This window comes from Streptosporangium heterodermiicola, from assembly GCF_051390675.1.
Lineage (GTDB): Bacteria > Actinomycetota > Actinomycetes > Streptosporangiales > Streptosporangiaceae > Streptosporangium.
On sequence record NZ_JBPJSR010000002.1, the window covers coordinates 404,026 to 424,626 of the forward strand.

Genomic DNA, 20,601 nt, shown 5'->3' on the forward strand with positions numbered 1-20,601 from the left:
ACTTGAAGCGTGCTTCAAGTCAAGGAGGTGTGGTGGTGGAGACGTCGCTGGACATCGCCGAGGTGGCCGAGCGTTCCGGGCTGGCGCCTTCCGCGCTGCGGTTCTACGAGAACAGGGGCCTCATCGCCTCGTCGGGCCGCAACGGCCTGCGCCGCCTCTACCGGCCCAACGTTCTCGAGCGCCTCGCCCTCATCGCCTGCGCCCGTGGCGCCGGGTTCACGATCGCCGAGATCGCCAGGCTTCTGCGCGCCACGCCCGACGACACCGAGCTGCGCGCGCGGATGGCGGACAAGGCGCGGGAGCTGGAGGAGGACATCGCGCGGCTCACCCGGATGCGCAACGGTCTCCACCACGCCTCGACGTGTACGCACGAACCGCTCGTGGGGTGCCCCGACTTCAAGCGCAGCTTCGAGAGCCCACGGGTTTCGCGGCTGAACCCGCGCAACACCTGACAGGGGTGGGAGGCGCCGGCGTGGACCTCCGCGGTGCTGGAGACCGGTGAGGTGTTGCCGGCGGCGTCTCGTGCTCCGACCTGGTAGCGGCAGGTGGTGTTCGGGGTCAGGCCGGTGCCGGTGGAGGAGGCCGTGGCCGAGGTTCCGGCCTGGGTGAACGTGCCGCCGCCGGTGCCGGTGCCGGTGCGACCACCCTCGAAGGGATCTTGCCGGGCGCGGCCACCGGCCCGGCGGGTTCCCGCGCCCCGGTGGGTTGGCGGGATGGCGGGATGGAATGCGCGGGGAGGGGAAGTGGTTATGCCAGCCATACAGACGTGAACGACAGGAGGAGCCACCGGTGGCCACCATCGAGGTAACCGAGAAGAACTTCAACGACATCGCCGATGAGGGGATCGTCCTGCTGGACTTCTGGGCGGCCTGGTGCGGACCGTGCCGCACCTTCGGACCGATTTTCGAGAAGTCGTCGGCGAAGCACACCGACATCAAGTTCGGCAAGATCGACACCGAGGCCGAGCAGGCGCTCGCGCAGGGATTCGAGATCACCTCGATTCCGACGATCATGGCCATCCGCGATGGCATCGTCGTCTTCGCCCAGCCGGGCGCGCTGCCCGAGCCCGCCCTTGAGGACCTCATCGGCCAGGTTCGCGCGCTCGACATGGAGGCGATCCGCGCCGAGCTCGCCAACGAGCTGGGCGCCCAGAAGGGCTGATGCCCGGATCGCGAAAGCCCCGCGCCATCGGACTCTTCCTCCGGCGGCGCGGGGCTTTCGCGTGAACGGGACCCTGGAGCCCGCTGAGCCCCCTGAGGCGATCCATAAGGTCCCGTCCGCGGATCGGGCCGCCCCGGTGTTGGAGGGACGGCCCGATCCGGCTCTGTCCGGCCGGGAAGGTCAGACCGAGCGGTAGAGCTCGGCCACCCGGAAGGCCAGGTCGAGCGACTGGCCACGGTTGAGGCGCGGGTCGCAGGCCGTCTCGTAGCGCCTGGACAGGTCGTCCTCGACGATCTCGGCGCCGCCGCCCACGCACTCGGTGACGTCGTCGCCGGTGAACTCGATGTGGACGCCGCCCGGGTGGGTGCCGAGCGCGCGGTGCACCTCGAAGAAGCCCGCCACCTCGTTCAGGACGTCGTCCAGGCGGCGGGTCTTGTGGCCGCTGGGCGCCTCGAAGGTGTTGCCGTGCATGGGGTCGCAGATCCACGCCACCTGGGCGCCGCTCGCGGTCACCTTCTCCACCAGCTCGGGGAGGTGCTCGCGGATCTTCGAAGCGCCCATCCGGGTGATGAAGGTCAGGCGCCCGGCCTCGTTGTCGGGGTTGAGCTTCTCGATCAGCGCGAGGGCGTCCTCGGCGCTGGTCGTTGGGCCGAGCTTGACGCCGATCGGGTTGCGGATGCTGGCGAAGAACTCCACGTGGGCGCCGTCGAGCTGGCGGGTGCGCTCGCCGATCCAGACCATGTGCGCCGAGACGTCGTACGGGTGGCCGGTCCGTGAGTCGATCCGGGTGAGCGCCTGGTCGTAGTCGAGGATCAGCGCCTCGTGCGAGGAGTAGAACTCGACGGTGTGGAACTCCTCGGGCTCCGCGCCGCAGGCGCGCATGAAGGCGAGCGCCTGGTCGATCTCGCGGGCGAGCTGCTCGTAGCGCTTGCCGGCCGGGGACTCGATCACGAAGTCCTGGTTCCAGGCGTGCACCTGGCGCAGGTCGGCGTAGCCGCCCTTGGTGAAGGCGCGGATCAGGTTGAGCGTCACCGCGGAGGAGTGGTAGGCCCGCAGCAGCCGCCACGGGTCGGGAACGCGGGAGTCGCCGGTGAAGTCGAAGCCGTTGACCATGTCGCCCCGGTAGGCGGGCAGCTCGACGCCGTCACGGGTCTCGAAGTTCTTCGAGCGCGGCTTGGCGTACTGCCCGGCCATCCGGCCGATCTTCACCACGGGGACCTTCGCCGCGTAGGTCAGCACGATGGCCATCTGGAGCAGCGTCTTGAGCTTGTTGCGCACGTCGTCGGCGGTGGCGCCGCCGAAGGTCTCGGCGCAGTCTCCGCCCTGGAGGACGAAGGCCTCGCCCCGCGTCACCGCCGCCAGGTCCGCCTTGAGGTTGTCGCACTCGCCCGCGAAGACGAGGGGCGGCAGCCCCTTCAGCTCGGTGACGACCTTGTCCAGCTCGCCGCGGTCGGGCCACTCGGGCTGCTGCGCCGCAGGCAGCTGCCGCCAGGAATCGAGGTTGATGCTCACGACATACCAGGCTATTGCAACCGGCTCTTCGAACAGACCCGATTGTCCACGGAGTGAGAAGGTCTTTATACCTGGTGAGATTTTACCGGGCTGGAAATATGCTCCGGAAGCACCCCGAGACCGACGAAACGCCTGGCCAGGAAGCCGATCAGGGGTATGCGGGAGATGTCACGCGGCAGCCACACCTGCCGGGGACGCCCGCTCAGCGTCGGCCGGATCAGCCGGTCCTGGACGACGCTCTGGGCGAACTGGGTGACGGCGGTGGGCGGGGTACGCCGCCGCTGGACCCTCGCGAGCAGTGACTCCGGGATCTCCGCCCCGGCGGCGAGCGGCCCGGCCAGCAGGTTCGCGGCGGCGACCGCGTCCTGTACGGCCAGGTTGATCCCGACGCCGAAGATCGGCGACATGGCGTGCGCGGCGTCGCCGATGACCAGCAGGCCGGGGCGGTGCCAGCGGCGCAGCCGGTTGAGCGCGACCGACAGCACGCTGACCTCCCCGAAGTCCCGCAGCCGCCCGACCCGGTCCCCGAGGAAGGGCAGGAGCCTGGCGACCGGCTCGCGGATCGTCTCGATCCCCTGGGAGCGCAGGGTCTCGAAGCCGCCCTTGGGGATCAGGTAGGCGAGCTGCCAGTAGGTCTCGCGGTTGATCGAGACCATCATGTGGCCGCTGGACACCCGCAAGAACGTCACGCCGGGGTCGTCGGGCTCGCGCGGCAGCCGGAACCAGACCACGTCCATGGGGGCGCTGCGCTCCACGGGGACGAGCCCGGCGGACCGGCGTACGTCGGAGTGGCGGCCGTCGGCGGCCACGGTGAGCGTCGCGCGCAGCTCGTGCTCGCCCGAGGCGTCCCGGTAACGCACTCCGCGCACCGCGTCGCCCTCGCGGATCACCCCGAGCACCTCGGTCTCCATGAGGAGGCGGAAGTTCGGGTAGCGCTTGGCGGCGGTGGTCAGCAGGTCGAGGAACTCCCACTGCGGAACGAAGGCTATGTACTGATATTTGCCTTTAAGTCGCCTCAGGTTGGCGACCGGCACCGTGGTGTCGTCGGTGTGGATCTCCATCCCGTACGCCTTGCGGTGCGGGAGCCGGTGGAACTCCTCGGCCAGGCCCAGCTCGTCGAGGATCTGCAGGGTCGAGGGATGGATGGTGTCACCCCTGAAGTCGCGCAGGAAGTCGCCGTGCTTCTCCAGCAGCGTCACCTCGACGCCGGCCCTGGCCAGCAGCAGTGCGAGCATCGCGCCCGCCGGGCCGCCCCCGGCGATCACACATGTGTTTCGTCTCATAATTCATCACCCAATGAAATTCTGGCACAGGATCCGGCGGAAGAAAACAGGTTCGCTGGCAATCCATCCCTCATCCAGTGTCGAATTGCGAACTGTGAGGACAGAACGCGACCCCGCGGGAACGCCGGATCCCGACGATCCCCCCGGCCTGGAGGACCTGCTGGCCCAGGTCGCCCTCGGGCAGGAGCCGGCCTTCGAGCGGCTCTACGATCTGCTGGCCGGTCCGATCTTCGGTCTCGCGCGGCGTGTCGTGCGCGACCGCGCGCAGGCCGAGGAGGTGGCGCAGGAGGTCCTGGTCGAGGTCTGGCGTACCGCCTCCCGGTACGACCGGAGCCGTGGCAGCGCCCTGGCGTGGGTGATGACGATGGCCCACCGCCGCTCCGTCGACCGGGTCCGTTCCGCCCAGGCCTCCACGAACAGGGAGGAACGGGTCTCCAGGATGTCCGGAGAGATCCCTTATGACCAGGTTTCCGAGACGGTGACCACCCGCCTGGAGGGCGAGCGGGTGCGCCGCTGCCTCGGCGGCCTGACCGACCTGCAGAAACAGGCCGTCACCCTGGCCTACTACGGCGGCTACACCTACCCGGAGGTGGCCGGGCTGCTCAAGGTGCCGCTGGGTACGATCAAAACGAGGATGCGCGACGGCCTGGTGCGGCTCCGCGACTGCATGGGGGTGGAAAGGTGAACGACGACCTCCACACCCTTTCCGGCGCGTACGCGCTGCACGCGCTGCCCGAACAGGACGTGGCGCTCTTCGAGGCGCACATGTCCCGGTGCGAGGCCTGTGCCGTCGAGGTGCGCGGCCTGTCCGAGACCGCGGCCCGGCTCGCCCTGGGCGCCACCGAACCCCCTCCCCGGGCGATGAAGGCCCGGGTCATGAGGCGGATCGCCGAGGTGCGGCAGGAGCCGCCGATCCTGGAGCGCCGGGCCGCGACACCCGGGCGATCCGATCAGCCCGAGCCCGAGCGGCCCGGGAGGCCCGAGGAGCGGGAGAACGTGGTGCCGCTGCGCCGGGCCTCCCCCTGGCGCGGGCGGATCCTGGCCGGACTGGCCGCGGTGTCGACCGCGGCGGCGGTGATCCTCGGCGTCACCGCGGTCGACGCCGCCAGGGAGCGCGAGCAGCTCCGGCAGGTCGTCGCCGTGATCGCGGCCCCCGACGCCGAGACCGTCAGGCGGCGCGTCTCCTCCGGAGGCACCGGCGTCGTCGTGATGGCGCCCTCCCAGGGCAAAATGCTCTTCACCGCGAGCGGCCTGCCGCCGCTGCCCGGCTCCCGGGTCTACGAGCTGTGGATGATGGGCGGAGACGGCGTCCGCCCGGCGGGGCTGCTGGAACGGGCCGCCGACGGCAGCGTCGTCCCGGTCCTCGCCACCCCCCTGCGCGGGGACGAGCGGGTCGGCCTCACCGTCGAACCCGCCGGGGGCTCCGACCAGCCCACCACGACCCCCATCATGATCGCCGACCTCCCCTCCACCTGAGCGGGATCCCCGGCACCCGGACGCGCGGCGAGGAACGGCCATCTCGCCGCGTGGCGTGGTCCGCGGACCGCTCCGAGGAGGACGCGGGGGACGCGGGGGACACGGGAGAGGGGCACGGCCGGTTCGGCGTGATCGTCCGCCGTCAGGTGGCCGGCCCGCCGAGGCCGCCGTGATGTGCCGTCCCCTGTATTGGACCGTACGGTCCAGGAGGTTATGCTGTGGGCATGCCGACCCCGGTGAGGTTCACCGCCAAAGGGGCGCTCACGCGTGCCCGCATCGTCGAGGCCGCCGCCGATCTGGTCCTGGCCCGCGGGGTCGGGGGCACGACCCTGGACGACATCCGGGCCGGGACGGCGACCAGCAAGAGCCAGCTGTTCCACTACTTCCCCGACGGGAAGCGCGATCTGGTCGCGGCGATCGCCGCGTTCCAGGCCGAGCGGGTGCTCCAGGCGCAGCGGCCGTTCCTGGACACGCTCGACACCTGGGAGGCGTGGGACGGCTGGCGCGACGCCGTCCTCGCGCACTACGGCTCGCAGCCGCACTGGGGCTGCCCGATCGGGGCGATGGCGGGCGAGCTGGCCGGCAGCGATCCCGAGCGCGCCGCCGAGGTGGCCGGGCACATGGACCGCTGGTGCGGATACCTGCGGGCCGGGCTCACGCGCATGCGCGCCACCGGCCTGCTGCGCGCCGACGCCGACCCCGAGGATCTGGCTCTGGCGATCTTCGCGGCACTCCAGGGCGGCCTGCTGCTCACCCAGACGATGCGGTCGATCACGCCGTTGCGCGCCGCGCTGGACGCGGCCCTGACGGCGCTGCGGGCCTCGGCGGCCTGACCCGGGTGTCCGAGTTCTGGCGGGTGACGGCGGGGGTCGCGGGCGGCCTGCTGCTGCTCTGGCTGGTCCTGGCCGCCTTCCTGGTGGTGGCGCGCCCCAGGGGCACCGCGCTGAGCGAGACGTTGCGCCTGCTGCCCGACCTGCTCCGCCTGGTCGCCAGGCTCGCGCGCGACGGCGGCCTGCCGCGCGGGGTACGGGTGCGGCTGTGGCTGCTGCTGGGCTATCTCGCGCTGCCCATCGACCTGATCCCCGACGTCATCCCGGTGCTCGGCTACGCCGACGACGCGATCATCGTCGCCTTCGTCCTGCGCTCGGTCGTCAGGCGTGCCGGACCCGAGGCGCTGGCAGGACACTGGCCGGGCACCCCGGAGGGACTGGCCGTCGTCCGGCGCCTCCTCGGCGGGCCCTGACGGCCGGAAGCCGCGTTTCCCGGCGCCGGTGGCCGTGACCGGCGTCCCGTCACGGTGCCGCAGAGAGGACGTCGAGGGCTCTGAGCGCGGCCGTGAGGGAGCGGTCGCGGAGGGAGGCGTACTCCTTCTCCGGATACTGGCGGGGGCCGTTCTCGACCAGGAGGATGAGGGAGAGGTAGAGGCGGTAGAGGGCCATCCGGGTGCGGGCGGGACCGGTGAACTCCACGACGCCGCCCGCGTCGCGATATCCGGCGACGATCGGATCCGACTCGTCCAGCTCACCGAAGATCGTCGGGGTGACGAAGTCGGCGAGCGGGTCGCCCCAGAAGGCCCGCTCGTGGTCGATGATCGCCTGGATGCGCGGCGTCCCGTCGCGGGTCAGGAAGACGTTGCCCGGCCACACGTCGAAGTGGACCAGGCAGGGGACCTCGACCTCGTCCAGCGCGCCCGCGCCCGACTCGATCGCCGCCGCGATCTCGGGCACCGGCCTCGGCAGCGGGGTGGCGTAGCGGCCCGCGTCGGCCAGGAGCGCGCCGGTCATCGTCAGGAACGCCTCCCGCCAGGTGCCGCCGGTCAGGTCCGCGTGCGGGTAGCCGTAAACGTCGCCGGTGATCGCGTTCAGCCGGGCCAGGTGACCGCCGAGCTCCCTGCGCAGGGCCCGCCGGTCCGCCTCGGCCGGCGCCGCCTGGTTCCACGGCACCCCGTCGAGGGCGGACAGCACCAGGTAGTCGCCGCCCAGCACCGGGTCGTCGAACCCGGCGCGCAGCAGCTCGGGGACCGGCACCCCCGCGGGGCCGGCCAGGCCGTAGACCATGGCCTCGGTGCGCAGCAGGTCGCGCTCGTAGCTCAGCTGCTCCAGCTCGGGCGGCGGCGACAGCTTCAGGACCACCTCGCGGCCGTCCAGCAGGGCGAGCCGCCACACGGCGTTGGCGAAGCCGTCGGTCAGCTCGGTGGCCGAGGAGACGCCGACGTCCAGGGCCCGCCGCGCCAGCGCGTCGAGCTCGGCGGGGGTGAGCGGGCGTTTCGTCCTGCTGTCCATTTCCTACCTATGTTTCGCCGTGTCCTGCCTCGGTGCCGCGAGGGTACGCCGGGCGGCCGGGCAGGGGGAGGTCAGGCGGAACCGCGCTCGATCAGGTGGGTGTCCAGTATCACCACCGGCTGCTCCAGCTGCTCGCCGTTGATGCGGGCGACGAGCAGGTGGGCCATCTGCCGGCCCATCGACTCGGTGGGCTGGTGCACGCTGGTGAGGGCGGGGGAGGAGTGCGCCCCGGCGGGGGAGTCGTCGAAGCCGATCACCGCGACGTCGCCGGGGATCGACTTCCCCTCCTCGCGCAGCACCCGCATCGCGCCCAGCGCCATCGGGTCGGAGGCGGTGAAGACGGCGTCCAGGTCGCGGTTCTCTGCGAGGAGCCTGCGCATCCCCTCCATGCCGCTCTCCTCGCTGAAGTCGCCGTACGTCACCATCTCCCGCACGCCGGTCGCGAGCAGCGCGTCGCGGTAGCCCGCGAGCCGGTCGACGCCCACGCCCATGTCCTGGGGGCCCGCGATGGTGGCGATCCGGCGGCGGCCCCTGCCCAGCAGGTATTTGACCGCCTGCCTGGCCCCGGCCCGGTTGTCGACGTCGACGTAGCTGTAGGGGGTGAGGCCGACGGGCCGGCCGCCGATGACGGTCGGCACGCCCATCGCCTCCAGCCGCCCCGGCAGCGGGTCGGCGCCGTGCAGGGAGATCAGCAGCACCCCGTCGACGTGCTGCCCGGTCAGGTAGTGCTCCAGCCGCTCGTGCTCCGGCGCCGACTGCGCCATCGCGAGGATCAGCTGCAGGCCGGTCTCGGACAGGGCCGAGCCGATGCCGCGGATGGTCCCCGCGAAGTACGGTTCGTCGAAGACCCGCAGCTCCGACTCCGAGACGACGAGCGCCACGGTGTCGGTGCGCCGGGTGACCAGCGCGCGGGCCGCCCGGTTGGGGACGTACCCCAGCTCCTGGATCGCCCGTAGCACGGCGTCGCGGGCCTTCTCGCTCACCTTCGGCGAGCCGTTGATGACCCGCGACACCGTGCCCCGGCCGACACCGGCCAGGGCCGCGACCGCCTCAAGCGTCGGACGACGGTCGCCGTTCATGTTTCTGTGCCCCCAGTGGTGAATTTCCCGGCCCCTATTCTGCCGGACCGCTCAGGCCTCCACGCCTGATGGTCCCGGCATACCAGAGAGCGCTCTCTTTGGGAACTCTGACCTGGGTCTCGTAGTCGACGTGGACCAGCCCGAACCGCTTGCCGTACCCCCACGCCCACTCGAAGTTGTCCATCAGCGACCAGGCGAAGTAGCCCTCCAGCGGGATTCCCGCCTCGATCGCGGTGTGGCAGGTGCGCAGGTGGGCGTCGAAGTACTCCACCCGGTCGCGGTCGTGCACGACACCGTCGGGGCCCACGACGTCGTCGAAGGCCGCGCCGTTCTCGGAGATGACCAGCGGGACGCGCGGGTACTCGGCGGCGAGCCGGTGCAGGATCTCCAGCAGCCCCGCGTGGTCGATCTCCCAGCCCATCGCCGTCACGGGCCGCCCGCCCCCGACGAACGACACGTGCTCGCTGCCGACCCAGGGCGACCCGGTGTCGGTGGGCGCCGCCGCGGCCGACGCGGCGCCGCCCGGGGTGCCCGAGACGGTGAAGCGGCTGTAGTAGTTGATCAGCAGCTTGTCCAGCGGCGTCGAGATGATCTCCATGTCCCCGTCGTGGACGAGCCCCGCCGGCCGGCCGAGGTCCTCCAGGACGTCGTCCGGGTACTCGCCCTTGAGCAGGGCGTCCAGGAAGAAGCGGTTCTGCAGCCCGTCGATGCGGCGGGCGGCGTCCTGGTCGGCCTCGGAGGAGGTCTGGGCCGAGATCGCGTACAGGTTGACGCAGCCGCCGATGACGGTCTCGGGCCGCTGGGCACGGATCGCCTGCGCGGCCAGGCCGTGCGCGAGCAGGAGGTGGTGGGCGGCGTGCACGGCCTTGTCGGGCTCGCGCCGCCCGGGGGCGTGCTCGCCCGAGGCGTACCCGAGGAACGCCGAGCACCAGGGCTCGTTGACCGTGCTCCAGTTGCGGACCCGGTCGCCCAGCGCGTCGTGCACGGCCGCCGCGTAGTCGGCGAAGCGCTTCGACGTGTCCCGCGCGGGCCAGCCGCCCGCGTCCTCCAGGGCCTGGGGCAGGTCCCAGTGGTAGAGCGTCACCCACGGGTCGACGCCCCGGGAGAGGAGCTCGTCGACCAGGCGGCTGTAGAAGTCGACGCCCCCCTGGTTGACGGCGCCGCGCCCGTCGGGCTGGATCCGGGGCCAGGAGACGGAGAAGCGGTACGCGCTGAGGCCGAGCTCGGCCATCACCCGCACGTCGTCCCGGTAGCGGTTGTAGTGGTCGATGGCGGTGTCGGCGTGCTCGCCGTTCACCACCCGTCCCGGCTGCTTGACGAAGGTGTCCCAGATGGAACGGCCTCGGCCGTCCTCCGCGACAGCGCCCTCGATCTGGTAGGCGGAGGTGGCCGCGCCCCAGACGAAGTTCGTCGGAAACATCAGATCCGGGGTCTGAATCCTCGTCTCTTGCGTGGTCACGCCTTGACCGCACCTTCCATGAGTCCGCCGACGATCTGGCGGCCGAACGCGATGAAAACGATGAACAGCGGCAGGACCGACGCCGCGGTGCCGGTGAACAGCATCACGTAGTCGGTGCCGTGGGCCTGGTTGAGCGCCGCGATCGACGTCTGAACCACCGGGTTGTCCGGGTTCAGCACGATCAGCGGCCACATGAACTCGTTCCAGGTCTGCATGAAGACCAGGAGGGTGAGCACCGCCATGCCCGGCCGGAGCGCGGGGAGGATGACGTTCACGTAGATGCGCATGGTGGAGGCGCCGTCGACGCGGGCCGCCTCGACCAGCTCGTCCGGCACCGCCTGGGTGGCGTACTGGGTCATCATGAAGACCCCGAAGCCGTTGACCAGGAAGGGCAGGATGACCGCCTTCAGCTGACCGGTCCAGCCGAGCGTGACCATGAGCTCGTACAGCGGCACGACGCCCATCTGCTGGAGCGGGACCATCATCGTCACCAGGATCAGGCCCAGCAGGATCCTGCTGCCCCGGAAGCGGAGCTTGGCGAAGGCGAAACCGGCCAGCGTGGAGATCAGTACGACCGAGACGGTCACGGTGACCGAGACGATGGCCGAGTTGATCAGGCCGGTCATGAAGTAGGCGTCCTCGGTGGACAGCAGCCGCGCGATGTTCTCGCCGAGGTGGCCGCCGGGGAACAGCGGCGGCGGTACGTCGATGGCCTCCTCGTTGGTCCGGGTGGCCATGATGAACATGTAGTAGATGGGGAACGCCGACAGCACGAGGGCGAAGGCCAGCACGACCTTCGTCATGGGGCCGGCGTCCCAGATGCGGTTCCGCGCGGCCGACGGGCCCGAGGGCCGCCGGGAGTGCGCGGGGGGCCGCCGGAGCTGGGTGACCGTCACTTGGAACCCCCGATACGGCGGGTGAAGGAGTAGTTGACGAGCGTCCCGATGAGGATCAGCGCGAACAGCAGCCACGAGGCGGCCGCGGCGTAGCCGAAGTCGAAGTCGCGGAACGCCTCCTTGACGATGAACATCGCCACGGTCTGGTACTGGCCGGTGGCGCCGCCGCTCATCGTCGGGTTGCCGTCGAACATGACCGGCTCGGTGAACAGCGTCAGGCCGCCGATGGTGGAGATGAACACCACGAAGATGATCGTCGGGCGCAGCATCGGGATGGTGATCCGCCAGAACTGCCGCCTGGGCGAGGCGCCGTCGATGGAGGCGGCCTCGTAGAGGTCCTTGGGGATGGTCTGCATCGCGGCGAGCAGGATGATCGCGTTGTAGCCGGTCCAGCGCCAGTCGATCATCGTGGAGATCGCGATCCACGAGGACCACTTCTCGTTCTGCCAGTTGATCGCGTCGACCCCGAAGAGGCTCAGGAACCAGTTGATCATGCCGTAGTCGCGCCCGTACAGCTGGGTGAAGACCACCGCGACGGCGACGACGGAGGTGATCAGCGGCAGCAGCACGCCGAGGCGGAAGAAGAGCCGTCCCCGGATGCGCTTGTTGAGCGCGTTGGCCAGCAGGAGGGCCAGGACGAGCTGCGGGACCGTCGACAGGACGAACATGCCGAGGGTGTTGAACACCGCGTTCCAGAAGGCCTCGTCGGTGATCAGCTCGATGTAGTTGTCGAGGCCGACGAGGGTCTTGTCACCGGCGAGTTCCCACTCGTGCAGCGAGACCCAGAGGGTGTAGCCGAGCGGGAAGACACCGAAGACGGCGAAGAGCAGGAAGTACGGGGAGACGAGGAAGTAGGGGGTCGCCCGGAGGTCGAACCGGGCCCATCCACCGCCCCGCTCCGGTCTGCGGCGCCCCGGCGACCGGCGGGGGCCGGGTCGCGGCGGGGCGGCCGGGGAGTCGACGTGCAGTGTCATCGGTCAGAGCCTTTCAGCGGGGCCAGGCGACCGGCCCGGCCACGGGGTCACCGCGGCCGGGCCGATGCGGATCGGTACGGGGATCAGCCCGCTGCCTTGACGCCGGCCTCAAGGAACTTGGTCCAGGCCTGGTCGTAGGGGACCGAGCCCTGGTCCATGCCCTCAAGGACCTTCTCCACCGCGGTCTTGACCTGGGCGTGCTTCTCGCCGAGGAAGACGGGCAGCAGGTCCTTGACCGAGGCGCCGAAGATCTGGCCGGTCGGCGCGTCGTTGAAGAACGGGTTCTTCAGGTCGGCGACCGCCGGGTCCTGCTGCGCGGTGATGGAGCTCGGGAAGGCCGCGGCCTCCTGGAAGGCCATGATGTGGCCCTCCTTGCCGGTGAGGTAGTTCAGGACCTCGGCGGCCTCCTTGGGGTGCTTGCTCTGCTTGGGAATGGCCAGGTAGGAGCCGCCCCAGTTGCCCGCGCCGCCGGGCACGGACGCGACGTCCCACTTGCCCTTGTTGTCGTCACCGGCCGCGCCGGAGACCACGCCGAGCATCCAGGCCGGGCAGCCCATGGTCGCGAAGCCGCCCTTCTTGATCGCGGCGTTCCACGGCGGGGTGAAGGAGCCGAGCTTGGCGGTCAGGCCCGCCTCGCTGAAGCTCTTCACCGTGTCGAAGGAGGTCTTGATGGCCGGGTTGGTCTCGATGACGAGCTGGTTCTTCTGGTCGAAGTAGGCGACGTTGCCGTTCTTCGGCGCCTCCTGCGACAGGATCACGTTGTAGAGGGTGTTGGGGCCGTCGAGGAACTTCGGGTCACCCTTGCCGGGGTTGGCCGCCTTGAACTTCTCGCCGATCGCCTTGAAGGCGTTCCAGTCCGGCCAGAGCTTGCCGACCTCCTCGCGCCCGGTGGGCAGGCCCGCCTTCTCGAACAGGTCCTTGCGGTAGCACATGGTCATGCCGCCGATGTCGGTGCCCAGGGCGAAGAGCTTGTTGTCGGCGTTGATGCCGTTGTCCCACTTCGCCGCGGGGAAGTCGGCCTTGCGGCTGTCCAGCCCGTACTCGGCGAGGTCGGTGAAGAACTGCGGGCGGGCCTTCATGAGGCCCATCGCGCCCTCGTCCAGGGCGATGATGTCGGCCGCGCCGCTGTTGGCCTGCAGGCGCTGTAGCAGCTGCGGGAGGTAGACGTCCTCGAACCGGTCGGTCAGGTTCTGGTACTTGACCTGGATGTTCGGGTGCGCCGCGTTCCACGTCTCCACGGCCTTGTCGTAGCCGAAGTTCTCGCCGCCGCCGAAGGTGTGCACGGTGATGGTCACCGGCTCGGCCGCCGCGGCGGAGCCGCCGTTCGCGGCGGGCGTGGCGGGCTCGCTGGAGCTGCACGACGTGACGGCCAGGGCGGTGGCCGCCATGACCGCGACGGCGGCGAGCCTGCCGTGCCGCTTGTTGTTCAACATTCCGGACCCCTCTCAGGTGGTCGCCCGAATCATTGGGAGGCGACATCGCGGACCGGTCCCCGACAAACGCGGTCCTCGTGACGAGGTCGTTCCTCAATGTGCTTTGGGAGCGCTCCCACGAAGAGTGGACGATGGGCAACCGGGACGTCAATATGCCGAAACTCAACCGTTACATCCGGCCGTTTTAGGCAGGACTATTGGTACCAAACCTGCACAAAGATCTCATCAAGATGATTGGGAGCGCTCCCATCTCACGGACATACAGTCGGGGCATTTCGTGTCCGCGCGGGGGCGGGGGACGCCGATCGGGGTCGAGGGTGGCTCCCTCGGCGGGCGCCCGCTGAGGGCTGTCAAGAGGGTGTCAGGAGGGGGTCGGGGAGGGCGGCGAGGGACCCCGGCCACCGGAGCCGGGCCGGGGGAGGGGGCGAGGAGACGCCATCGGAGCCAGGGGAGGGGGGGACGTTCCCGGGGAGGGACGAGGGGGGAGGTGCGGAACGCTCCCGGAAGTCGGGAGAGGGGGACACGTAACGCTCCCGGGATCGGGCGAGGGGGCGCGGGACGCTCCCGGGGGGAGGGGGGACGCGGAACGCTCCCGGGGGCGTCGCCTGTTCGGGCGACGCCCCCGGGAGCGTGTGGACCGGGCCGCCGTTCACCGGCGGGGGGCCGGGACGCCCGCGCCGCAGGGGAGGACGGGTGCGGGTGGCGGGGGCGGGTCAGTTGGAGTAGACGGGGTAGCCGTAGCCGACGACCTGGGAGACGGGCCGGACGCGCTGCTCGACGTCGCCGTTGCCGGTGTTGCCCTCGATCGTGGTGATCGTGCCGTCCCCGTTGTCCTTCTTCACGAAGCCGACGTGGTCGATGCCGTCGATGGTCTTGCCGCCGGCCCAGTCGAAGTAGACGACGGCGCCGGGGGTGGGGATGGTGCCCCAGTGCCCGTTGTTCTTGAACCACTTGGCGTGGGCCACGGTGTAGGCGTCCCAGCCCATGGTGGGGCGGATGCCGGCCATCTCGCCGACCCAGGAGACGAACATCGCGCACCAGGGGGCGTTGGCGTAGTCGTACACGGTACTGCCGCCGTCGCGGGCGAGGGTCTCCTTGGCCCGGGGGCTCGACATGTACCAGGAGTGGAACTTGGTGCCGCCGCCCTGGGCGTTCTCGCGGACGCCGATCTGCTTGGAGGCGATGTCCAGGACCTTCGCCGCGGAGACCTTGGGGAGCCTCTCGGCCACGATCTGCAGGGGGGTCTTCGCGACCTTGGAGGCCTGCGCCTGGGTGTCGACGGGCGGGGCGTTCACGACGCCGTGGCCGTCGGCCAGTGCGGTGCCGGTGGTGCCGGTCGCCAGGGCGACGCACGCGCCCATGATGGCGCATGCCGCGCGGGGAGTGGAGATGAGGCGATGGGTCATACGGGGGTTCGACTCCTTGCTTCGCTTCCATTCCGCCTACCGGGTTAGCTGACGGGTTCGGGCTGGGAAGTGCCCTACGGCGCACAGGTGCGCTGATTCACCCCAGGAACGTGGTTCCCCGGTTCCGCAGACCTCGCGGATTCGGCGGCCGTGCTCACCGTCGGCGGAAAGGTCTCCGCCGGGTGGGACACGGTCGGGCAATGTGACGGCAATGCACAGACCTGGATAGACCTAGGCAATTGCCATGAATAGGACGAAGGTACGTCAGGGGGACAGACGATTACAAGTAGGACATATTGCCCTGGCTTGGGAATACGTCCGAACCGGGGAGGTGTTGCACGGTGCCGTCCGACTGAGGGGTGGGGTGAGGCGGCCCCGGCCACGCCCCTCCCCGGCGGGGCGGGAGGACACCCCGCCGGGACCGGGACCCCCTGTCTCCACGGCGATCCGGATTTTCCGGACCCGCCCGCGAGTTGCCGGCCGGAGGGGGCTGTGACGCACGGGTGAGGCTCCGGCCGGGGGGTGACGCACTCGGTCAAGTATCGAACAGGTTTTCGATGGTAAAAAGTATTCGGATGGTAGGGGTTCTCCCATGAAGGGCCGGAGCCGACGTGCCGGATCCGGCTGCTCCGGGCCCGTGTCCAGAAGAGTTTTCGCAGCTCAGGGACGCGGCAGAGGGAGGCGGGCAGGCCTCGCCGCCCGGAAGGTAAAGAGACGCGCTCGACGGGGCTCCGCGGCCCCGCGAAGGTAAAGGTGTCGGGCAAAGGAACGCGCTTTCCCCCAGGCCTCGTCGCGCACGCGGGTAAAGACCGGACGATCATCATCAAGCGCGCGTGGTCGGCTGTTCACCCGCAGTTCCCGGGCGCTTAAGGACACCGGGTTAGGTTGTGGCAGTCGTGAACGGGTCATCGCCCGGCGTGGAGGACGGCCGAGACCACGCGCGGGATCAGGGTTCGGCCGTTGCCTGGGTGGAGTCACCGCTGCAGATGCTCTGCGCGGTGGAGGCCCACCACGCCGGGCTGCTCGGCGCCCGCAGCCATCTCGTGCCCAGGGCGAAACTCCGCCCGCTGGCCGTGACGGGCCGCGAGCTGGGCCGTCTCACCCTGCCGAGCGGGCTGGAGCTCACCGCGGCCAGGCCGGACATGCCCCGGCCGCGCCGGGGGGAGACCTGGGTGGTGGGCGACGCCTTCTCCGGCAAGGTCCAGTTCCGCTGGCTCACCGCGCTCCCCGGCCGGATCGTGATCGTCGACGACGGGCTCGCCACCATCAGGCTCCTGGAACTGCTCACCGGCAGGCTGGGAACACCCTTGCTGCGGGCGAGGGCGAAGGTCGGAAGGCTCAGGACCGCCCTCGGCGCGGCGGCCGGGCTCAGGCTGCGCGCCGCCGCCCGCTCGGGACGGCTGTCGATCTTCACCGCGCTGCCCGTGCCCCCCGACCTGGCGAAGGCCGTACGCGCCGGGGGAGCCGAGCTGGTCACCCACGACTTCGCCTGGCTGCGGTCCCAGCCGCTGCGCGCGCCCCGCCCCGAGGAGCGCACCGTCGTCCTCGGCACCTCGCTGGTCCGCAACGGCCTGATCCACCGCGACCGCTACTTCACCTGGCTCGCCGGGCTCGGTTCGGCCGGTCCGGTGGCCTACTTCCCGCACCGCCGCGAGGATCCCGACGATCTCGTCCGGGTCGGGGAGCAGCCGGGGATCACCGTCTACGACGGCGGGACCCCCGCCGAGATGACCCTGCGCGGGCTCGCCGCCGAGCAGCGGGTGCTCAGCCTGCCGTCCACCGCGGTCACCTCCCTGCGAGTCCTGCTCTCGGCCAGGGGTGTCGCCGTGGAGACGGTGGACGTCCCCGACGAGTGGTGGACGGCCGAGGCTGTTCCCTCACTCCGCTCCCACCTGTCGCGGTTCGCCCATCACGACACGGGAGTCACCGGGTCATGACCCCGTGGCCGACGCCCGGCGGGCCCGCCGGGCCGCCTCTCCATTTACGAAACCGCATGAAAACCGCGCGAAACCGGGGATTCCCCGCCGGAGGTTCTCTTTGAAGGTCCTGGCCGTGGCCGACTCCGACTCCTACCTGAAGTGGGCGGCCTGCCTGCTGAGGGACCTGCCCTCGGGCTGCGAGACAGAGCTGGCGGTCATCCGTACCCCCATCACCCCGTCGCCGGCGCAGATCCACGCCGCCGTCGCCGGCTCGGCGGCCGACCCGCCCGTGCTGTCGGCCCGCGCGCTGCGCCGGGCCGCGGAGCGCCTGCGGCCCGACGTGGTGCTCGTCGCCTGTACGGGACCCGTGGTGGACGTGCTGGCCGGCGAGGTGCTGGCCGGGTTGCGGCCCAGGCCGGTGTTCGTCTCGGGACTGCCGGGCATCTCCGTACCCGCCACCGAGAAGGCGTGGTTGTTCCGCAGCGGGTGCGACCTGTTCGTGCTGCACAGCGGCCGGGAGGTCGAGGAGTTCTCCGAGATCGGCCGCAGGCTGGGCGGAGGGGGCCAGGTCGGGCTGGCCAGGCTGCCGTTCCTGCGCGACGGCGCGGAGATCGCCGCCACCGGGCCGCGCGACCGGGTGGTGTTCGCCACCCAGGCCAAGGTGCCCAGGCGCAGGGAGGAGCGCGAGCAGGTCCTGCTCGCCCTGGCCGAGCTGGCCAGGAGGCGGCCGGACCTTGACGTCGTTGTCAAGCTCCGCGCCCTGGACACCGAGCGCCAGACCCACAACGAGCGCCACCACTACCAGCGCCTGTGGGACTCGCTCGCGGGGGAGGGCCGGGTGCGCGCCGAGGCCGTGCGCTTCGCGGTGGGACCCATGCACGATCACCTGGCCCACGCGGCGGGGTTCGTCACCGTCAGCTCGACCGCCGCGCTGGAGGCGATCGCCCAGCGGGTGCCGCTCCTGGTGCTGTCGGACTTCGGGGTGGGCGCCGAGATGATCAACCTGGTCTTCGAGGACAGCGGCCTGCTCGGCACCCTCGACGACCTCTCCGCCGGGCGTTTCCTGGACCCGGACGACGCCTGGTGCAAGGTCAACTACTTCCACCCCGGTGGCGAGAGCGACTGGGTGTCACGGATGGTCTCCCTGGTCGGGCAGGCCCGCTCCGGGCGTCTCGTCCCGGCGAGTTCCCTGCTCGAAGGCCCCGAGTTCGCCGCCGCCCGCCGCCGCGCCCGCATGCGCGTGGAGGTCCCGCCGAACGTGCTGCGCGTCGGCTACCGCGCCAAGCGCCGGATGCGCCGCTATCTCAAGGCACTCGGCTAGGAGTGGCGCCCGGCTCCGGGGGGGACGACGATCCTCCCCGAAGCCGAAGCCGAAGCCGAAGCCGAAGCCGAAGCCGAAGCCGAAGCCGAAGCCGAAGCCGAAGCCGGGGTCAAGGTCAGGGGGCGGCCGGCGCCGGGGCGGGCCGGTTCTAGGGGAACGCCTTCGACAGGCGGCGGCGGAGCCTGCCCAGGGTGCTCCGCTCCTGGGACGCCGCGGCCTGGGGGGTGATCAGGTCGAGGGCGCCGAGGCGCTGGCGCTTGAAGTAGCGGGCGGGGCCGTGCTCCTCCAGATAGGCGGCGGCGCTCTCGCGCAGTCCCGGATACACCTCGGCCTGCATGCAGTAGCCGACCGCGCCCACCAGGGCGGGAAGGTCCACCGGCGGGGGTTCCTCCAGCGAGCCGTCCGCCGAGAGGCGTGGCAGCAGGGCGTCGGTGACGGTGGCCGGGATCCGGTTGCTGTTCTCGTACGGGGTGAGCCGCTCCAGGACCAGCTCGCCGCCCACCGTCGCCACCGGGAGCCCGAAGTAGCGGCTCGCGGTGATCAGGGCGGTGGAGAAGCAGCCGACCACGAGCTCGGGCCGCAGCCCGGCGAAACACGACTCGGCGGGTACGGTCTCCGCCACCACGTCCAGCTCGACACCCAGTTCGGCGGCCGTCTCACGCAGCCGCCGGGCGTGCTCGCGGCCCGCGGCCGGGTGGGGCTTGAACAGCACGCCGCGGAACCCCCGGGCGGCGAGGCCGCGCAGCATGTCGGCGTGCAGCCGCGCCTCCTCCTCGGGGGTGACGAGGTCGAGGGCCGACAGGTACTGCCCGAGGATCATCGCCCGGCCCGAGGGCGCGCCGCCGGCCTCCCCGCCGACCTGCCCGATCACGTCGAGGAAGGCCCCGCCGGGGACGGTCTCGGCGGGGACCCCGTACTCCGACAGCAGCAGCGGCGTCAGGCCGGGGACCAGGTCGAGGTGGAGCAGGCGGGTGATCCGGCCGGAGATCTCCAGCGGGAGCGGGTCGCGGGTCGGGCCGTAGCTCATCAGGCCGTCGGAGTAGACCGAGATCGGGCAGTCCTTGACCAGCCCTCCCAGGGTCCTGGCCGGGGGGACCGCGATGGACTCCAGGATCAGCTCGGCGGGCCCGTCGCCCAGGGACAGATACGAGCCGACCAGGCGGCTCAGCATCGGCACCTCGATGACGCGGGCCTTCCAGTCGGAGGGGTGCAGCGGGGCCACGATCTCGTTCCACGAGTGGATCTCGTCGAAGCGCGGGCGCAGCGCGGCGAAACCGGGGGTCTCGTCCAGGGACGGGGTGATCTCCGGGATGGCCGCGTTGTTGGAGACCAGCAGGATCCGGCGCCCCTCGCGGGGGCCGAAGCGGCCGTCGTCGATCGCCGCCGCCAGCGTCATCGCGCCGAACAGGGTCGAGGCGTAGAACAGCTGCGTCATCGGCCCTCCAGGAGTCTCTGCAGGATCTGGTCACGTTCCGGGTCCAGGCGGGTCTCGGCGAGCAGGTCCGAGGGGAACCGCCTCAGGGTCGCGGCGCCGCGCTCCTCGAAGCGGGCGCGCAGCTCGGGGGAGAACCGTTCGCCCATCTCCAGGTGGTGGGCGAGGAGCGCGCGGAACATCCGCACCGCCTTGGGGGCGAACTCCTCCTCCAGCCCCTCGAAGACCAGGTCGAAGGCGTCGAAGAAGTGCAGCTGCCTGGCGTCGCCGATCTGGGTCAGCGAGCCCGACACCATCCGCCGGTAGAACAGCCCGGCCAGCGACACCACCGCGAACGAACCCGCGGCGCGGTGCAGCCGCCAGATCCACGGCCTGTCCTCGGCGGTGTGCAGGTGGCCGGGGAAGGTGAGCAGCTCGCCGAGGTCGCGGCGGTAGATCCCCGCCCAGGCGTACGGGTAGTCGACCATGGTCTTCGAGCGGGCGGGCAGGATGTGGTCGCGCGGCTTCAGCACCGTCTCCCGGGTGGCGAGCGGCGCCCGGTGGATCACCCGCTTCCTGCCCTCGGCCTGGACGTGGTCGACCCGGACGAAGTCGCAGCCGAGCCGCTCGATCGCCCCGACCAGGTCTCCCAGGTAGCCGGGCGCGAGCCAGTCGTCGCCGTCCATGAACGTCAGGTAGCGGCCGGAGGCGAGCGAGACCCCGAGGTTGCGCGCGTCGGCCAGCCCGACCGGCGCGTCGTTGTGCAGCACGACCAGACCGGGCAGGTCGTCGCGGAAGTCCTCGACGATCTGCCCGGTCGCGTCCGCGGATCCGTCGTCCACCACGATGAACTCGAAGTCCCGGCGCGCGTTCCTGACCAGCGAGGTCAGCGCGTCACCGATGTAGGCCTCCGCGTCCCGCACCGGGACGACGACGGACAGCTTGATCAAGTTGTTCTTCCCATTCCCGATTCGGATGTTCGTACGACG

Annotated in this window: 19 protein-coding genes and 1 riboswitch; of the genes, 8 read left to right on the forward strand and 11 right to left on the reverse strand. The window is 70.9% G+C overall.

All coding sequences use genetic code 11. The annotated features are described in order from the left end of the window. The first annotated feature begins 32 nt into the window (after positions 1-32). Positions 33-452, forward strand: a complete 420-nt coding sequence (locus tag ACSC1Q_RS05620; protein ID WP_436757567.1) for a MerR family transcriptional regulator — start codon at positions 33-35, stop codon at positions 450-452. 337 nt (positions 453-789) lie between these two features. Beyond that, a complete protein-coding gene (gene trxA, locus ACSC1Q_RS05625; RefSeq protein WP_329083319.1) occupies positions 790-1,161 on the forward strand; it encodes a thioredoxin in 372 nt (123 codons plus the stop codon). A 180-nt stretch (positions 1,162-1,341) separates the two neighbouring features. On the opposite strand, the gene ACSC1Q_RS05630 is transcribed toward trxA, so the two are convergent. After that, the gene (locus ACSC1Q_RS05630; protein WP_436757568.1) at positions 1,342-2,673 is read right to left on the reverse strand and encodes a class II 3-deoxy-7-phosphoheptulonate synthase; all 1,332 of its coding nucleotides are present in this window, start codon (positions 2,671-2,673) and stop codon (positions 1,342-1,344) included. Positions 2,674-2,738: 65 nt separating this feature from the next. After that, positions 2,739-3,956 (reverse strand): FAD-dependent oxidoreductase, encoded by a 1,218-nt coding sequence (locus tag ACSC1Q_RS05635; protein ID WP_436757569.1) that lies wholly within the window; start codon positions 3,954-3,956, stop codon positions 2,739-2,741. 94 nt (positions 3,957-4,050) lie between these two features. On the opposite strand from ACSC1Q_RS05635, the gene sigK reads away from it, so the two are divergent. From sigK to ACSC1Q_RS05655, 4 genes are all read left to right on the forward strand, one after another. Further along, positions 4,051-4,641: an ECF RNA polymerase sigma factor SigK gene (sigK, locus tag ACSC1Q_RS05640; RefSeq protein ID WP_436757570.1), complete on the forward strand. Its 591-nt coding sequence runs from the start codon at positions 4,051-4,053 to the stop codon at positions 4,639-4,641. After that, positions 4,638-5,432 carry an anti-sigma factor gene (locus ACSC1Q_RS05645; RefSeq protein WP_436757571.1) on the forward strand — a complete coding sequence of 265 codons (795 nt, stop codon included), beginning with the start codon at positions 4,638-4,640 and terminating at the stop codon, positions 5,430-5,432. Before sigK ends, ACSC1Q_RS05645 begins: the two co-directional genes overlap by 4 nt. A gap of 224 nt (positions 5,433-5,656) precedes the next feature. Beyond that, positions 5,657-6,265, forward strand: coding sequence for a TetR/AcrR family transcriptional regulator (locus ACSC1Q_RS05650; protein WP_436757572.1), 609 nt, complete (start codon positions 5,657-5,659; stop codon positions 6,263-6,265). 5 nt (positions 6,266-6,270) lie between these two features. Continuing rightward, a complete protein-coding gene (locus ACSC1Q_RS05655) occupies positions 6,271-6,675 on the forward strand; it encodes a YkvA family protein (protein ID WP_436757573.1) in 405 nt (134 codons plus the stop codon). A gap of 49 nt (positions 6,676-6,724) precedes the next feature. On the opposite strand, the gene ACSC1Q_RS05660 is transcribed toward ACSC1Q_RS05655, so the two are convergent. The 7 genes from ACSC1Q_RS05660 to ACSC1Q_RS05690 all read right to left on the reverse strand — a co-directional run bounded on the left by ACSC1Q_RS05660 (position 6,725) and on the right by ACSC1Q_RS05690 (position 14,961). Beyond that, positions 6,725-7,714, reverse strand: coding sequence for a phosphotransferase family protein (locus ACSC1Q_RS05660; RefSeq protein ID WP_436757574.1), 990 nt, complete (start codon positions 7,712-7,714; stop codon positions 6,725-6,727). 71 nt (positions 7,715-7,785) lie between these two features. Then, a complete protein-coding gene (locus tag ACSC1Q_RS05665; RefSeq protein ID WP_436757575.1) occupies positions 7,786-8,793 on the reverse strand; it encodes a LacI family DNA-binding transcriptional regulator in 1,008 nt (335 codons plus the stop codon). A 34-nt stretch (positions 8,794-8,827) separates the two neighbouring features. Then, positions 8,828-10,213: a GH1 family beta-glucosidase gene (locus tag ACSC1Q_RS05670; protein ID WP_436757576.1), complete on the reverse strand. Its 1,386-nt coding sequence runs from the start codon at positions 10,211-10,213 to the stop codon at positions 8,828-8,830. A gap of 35 nt (positions 10,214-10,248) precedes the next feature. Continuing rightward, positions 10,249-11,055, reverse strand: a complete 807-nt coding sequence (locus ACSC1Q_RS05675; protein WP_436757577.1) for a carbohydrate ABC transporter permease — start codon at positions 11,053-11,055, stop codon at positions 10,249-10,251. Positions 11,056-11,144: 89 nt separating this feature from the next. After that, positions 11,145-12,122 carry a carbohydrate ABC transporter permease gene (locus ACSC1Q_RS05680; RefSeq protein WP_436757578.1) on the reverse strand — a complete coding sequence of 326 codons (978 nt, stop codon included), beginning with the start codon at positions 12,120-12,122 and terminating at the stop codon, positions 11,145-11,147. An 83-nt stretch (positions 12,123-12,205) separates the two neighbouring features. Further along, positions 12,206-13,555 carry an ABC transporter substrate-binding protein gene (locus tag ACSC1Q_RS05685; protein WP_436757579.1) on the reverse strand — a complete coding sequence of 450 codons (1,350 nt, stop codon included), beginning with the start codon at positions 13,553-13,555 and terminating at the stop codon, positions 12,206-12,208. A 713-nt stretch (positions 13,556-14,268) separates the two neighbouring features. Further along, positions 14,269-14,961 carry a CHAP domain-containing protein gene (locus ACSC1Q_RS05690; protein WP_436757580.1) on the reverse strand — a complete coding sequence of 231 codons (693 nt, stop codon included), beginning with the start codon at positions 14,959-14,961 and terminating at the stop codon, positions 14,269-14,271. An 18-nt stretch (positions 14,962-14,979) separates the two neighbouring features. Then, positions 14,980-15,118: riboswitch (cyclic di-AMP (ydaO/yuaA leader) on the reverse strand. An 811-nt stretch (positions 15,119-15,929) separates the two neighbouring features. On the opposite strand from ACSC1Q_RS05690, the gene ACSC1Q_RS05695 reads away from it, so the two are divergent. Beyond that, complete coding sequence (locus ACSC1Q_RS05695) at positions 15,930-16,898, forward strand: hypothetical protein (protein WP_436757581.1); 969 nt, start codon at positions 15,930-15,932, stop codon at positions 16,896-16,898. A 100-nt stretch (positions 16,899-16,998) separates the two neighbouring features. Continuing rightward, the gene (locus ACSC1Q_RS05700; protein WP_436757582.1) at positions 16,999-18,201 is read left to right on the forward strand and encodes a DUF6716 putative glycosyltransferase; all 1,203 of its coding nucleotides are present in this window, start codon (positions 16,999-17,001) and stop codon (positions 18,199-18,201) included. Positions 18,202-18,349: 148 nt separating this feature from the next. Here the strand turns inward: ACSC1Q_RS05700 and ACSC1Q_RS05705 are convergent, their stop codons facing one another. After that, positions 18,350-19,636 (reverse strand): polysialyltransferase family glycosyltransferase, encoded by a 1,287-nt coding sequence (locus ACSC1Q_RS05705; RefSeq protein ID WP_436757583.1) that lies wholly within the window; start codon positions 19,634-19,636, stop codon positions 18,350-18,352. Continuing rightward, complete coding sequence (locus ACSC1Q_RS05710; protein ID WP_436757584.1) at positions 19,633-20,562, reverse strand: glycosyltransferase family 2 protein; 930 nt, start codon at positions 20,560-20,562, stop codon at positions 19,633-19,635. Before ACSC1Q_RS05710 ends, ACSC1Q_RS05705 begins: the two co-directional genes overlap by 4 nt. Positions 20,563-20,601 lie beyond the last annotated feature (39 nt).

Coding starts and splice junctions, on each gene's coding strand:
- ACSC1Q_RS05660 (WP_436757574.1), bottom strand. CDS start 7,714: ATGGACAGCAGGACGAAACGCCCGCTCACCCCCGCCGAGCTCGACGCG.
- ACSC1Q_RS05650 (WP_436757572.1), top strand. CDS start 5,657: ATGCCGACCCCGGTGAGGTTCACCGCCAAAGGGGCGCTCACGCGTGCC.
- ACSC1Q_RS05670 (WP_436757576.1), bottom strand. CDS start 10,213: ATGTTTCCGACGAACTTCGTCTGGGGCGCGGCCACCTCCGCCTACCAG.
- ACSC1Q_RS05665 (WP_436757575.1), bottom strand. CDS start 8,793: ATGAACGGCGACCGTCGTCCGACGCTTGAGGCGGTCGCGGCCCTGGCC.
- ACSC1Q_RS05685 (WP_436757579.1), bottom strand. CDS start 13,555: ATGTTGAACAACAAGCGGCACGGCAGGCTCGCCGCCGTCGCGGTCATG.
- ACSC1Q_RS05675 (WP_436757577.1), bottom strand. CDS start 11,055: ATGACGAAGGTCGTGCTGGCCTTCGCCCTCGTGCTGTCGGCGTTCCCC.
- ACSC1Q_RS05680 (WP_436757578.1), bottom strand. CDS start 12,122: ATGACACTGCACGTCGACTCCCCGGCCGCCCCGCCGCGACCCGGCCCC.
- ACSC1Q_RS05690 (WP_436757580.1), bottom strand. CDS start 14,961: ATGACCCATCGCCTCATCTCCACTCCCCGCGCGGCATGCGCCATCATG.
- ACSC1Q_RS05635 (WP_436757569.1), bottom strand. CDS start 3,956: ATGAGACGAAACACATGTGTGATCGCCGGGGGCGGCCCGGCGGGCGCG.
- ACSC1Q_RS05705 (WP_436757583.1), bottom strand. CDS start 19,636: ATGACGCAGCTGTTCTACGCCTCGACCCTGTTCGGCGCGATGACGCTG.